This is a genomic window from Novosphingobium sp. B1 (assembly GCF_900176395.1).
Lineage (GTDB): Bacteria > Pseudomonadota > Alphaproteobacteria > Sphingomonadales > Sphingomonadaceae > Novosphingobium.
On sequence record NZ_FWXL01000059.1, the window covers coordinates 1 to 2,124 of the forward strand.

At 59.1% G+C, this 2,124-nt stretch carries 2 protein-coding genes; both read right to left on the reverse strand.

All coding sequences use genetic code 11. The annotated features are described in order from the left end of the window. Window positions 1–250: 250 nt before the first annotated feature. Complete coding sequence (locus B9A23_RS22025) at window positions 251–709, reverse strand: helix-turn-helix domain-containing protein (protein WP_254895252.1); 459 nt, start codon at window positions 707–709, stop codon at window positions 251–253. Window positions 710–850: 141 nt separating this feature from the next. Then, window positions 851–1,897: an IS30 family transposase gene (locus tag B9A23_RS22030; protein ID WP_084281540.1), complete on the reverse strand. Its 1,047-nt coding sequence runs from the start codon at window positions 1,895–1,897 to the stop codon at window positions 851–853. Window positions 1,898–2,124: the final 227 nt, after the last annotated feature.

Genomic DNA, 2,124 nt, shown 5'->3' on the forward strand with positions numbered 1-2,124 from the left:
GCGCGAAACCTGCGCCCGACATCAATGAACCCCACGATCGCCAGGGGGTCCCTTTTGCGCGCCGATAAGGGGTCCCGATTGGACGCCGATTGACACCATTCGCGTCAACGGCGTGGATTTGAAATACGTTCTTGGCGAGATCCAGGCCGATCGTGGTAATTTCCATAACGGTTGCTCCCTTTGCTGGTGGCCATCATTACGACGACCGTGCTTGGCATTTGATGCCAGTGAGCAGGGGGCGTCCACCACATCACCAGTGCTTCGAGCCATCAAGCTGGATCAGTTCGCCGCGACAGTCCCGGCGATACCGCGGCTGATATGGTCGCGGCCGTCGCGCCTGACGATCTCGCCATAGGCCCGCGTCGATCATCAATTTGCGCAGCGTCTCGTGCGAAATGGTGATCTGATGCCGCTCGGACAGATACTCGGCCGCCAGCGTCGGTCCGAAATCGGCGTAGTGCTCGCGCACCAGAGTAATGACCCGCTGACGAAAGGCGTCGCTGTGACGCCGGTTGCTTGGGCGACCACGCCGTCGTGAAACAAGACCTTCGGGGCCTTCGGCCCGCAAACGAAGGAGCAATCGGCCAACCTGACGACGCGTCAATCCCAGAAGGGTCGCCGCATCTTCAACCCGCAGCTCCCGGCGCGTCACCCGAAGCAGTGTATCATACCGCGAAAGCTCGCCACGGCTCATGGCCACCACCGTCATAAGCGCATCCTCCACAGCAGAGGATGACCATGCCACCACGGACCGCGAGCACCCATTGCAATGGGACATCTCTATTTTGCGGAATGGGACATTTCTACTTTGCGCGGTGAGTTCCATTTGAAGTGCGTCATCCGTCGGGCGTTACCATTTCATCCGGGGTGGGGCGAGCCCCACCCCGGATGATCCGTCATCTTTGGCGCCATGAACCGCCATGGTTTCGGCGAGTACCTCTCGCGGCGTCCTGTATTCGAGGCACTTGCGCGGGGTGTCGTTGAGCCTGGCAGACACCGCTTCGATTGCGTCAACGGGGAGGGCCGCGATATCGACATCGAGCGGCAAGAACCGCCTCAAGCGTCCGTTGAGGTTCTCTACGCCACCCTTTTGCCAGGGCGATCTCGGCTCGCAGAAGTAGCTGTCCATGCCCATCCTGGATCGCAATGTGCCGTAGGCCGCGAACTCTGTCCCACGGTCAAAGGTAATGCTCTGCCGCAGGCTGGAGGGAAGGGGAGCCAGCTTCGCTTCAATGCCAGCCATGACGCCCGCCGAAGTCCTGCTGGGGTTGCGCCAGAGCATGACGAAGCGGCTCTTGCGCTCCACCATGGACGTCAGATTCGACTTGCCGAACTGCTTGCGGAAGATGACCAGGTCGCCCTCCCAGTGGCCAAAATCCGTTCTTTGCGAGATGTTTGACGGCCTCTGGCCAATGCAGCTGGTGTGGGGGATCTGAAGACCGCGTGGCTTGCGGCCGCCGCGCGGTCGACGCCGCCTACGCGACCAAGGTAAAAGCTGATAGAGCGCTTGGCGCTTGCCTTCTTCGCCATAGACATAGCGGTAGATCGTCTCGTGGCAGACCCGCCGGCTGCCCGAGTGGCGCAAGCGTCCGACAATCTGTTCCGGCGACCAACTCTTTCGTAGACCATCGATCACCTTGGCTGCCAGTTCAGGATCGCGCACCAGTTTGCGACCAGGTGCACGACGGTCTGCAGCGTACTTCTGGGCCACATTCGGAAAGTAACCGCGGAAGAACGGCTCTTCGTCGTGCATGAAGTTACGGCGTAACTCGCGGTAGATTGTGGACGGATGCCGACCGAGTTCCGCCGCGATCCTGCGCACGGGTATGCGAGCGTCTGTCAGCCGCGAAATCGTCTCGCGATCATCCCGTCCAAGCTGGCGATATTGGGCTCCCATATGCGTTCCTCCGAGTGGGCTGAGGCCTCAGAAATCCTCGAATTTCGCACTTCCAGATAGAATCCACCCACTTACACGATTTAAATTCGATAATATAAGTTATGTTAAGTTGAGCTTTTTTGCGGATGTCAGGCCCAAGTTGGACAGTGCGTTTGATAAAATGGTTTTATATCAATAGGGTGCGCGCGGGCGCGCGAGTGTTACCACTACAATGTTCAATGGTGTGT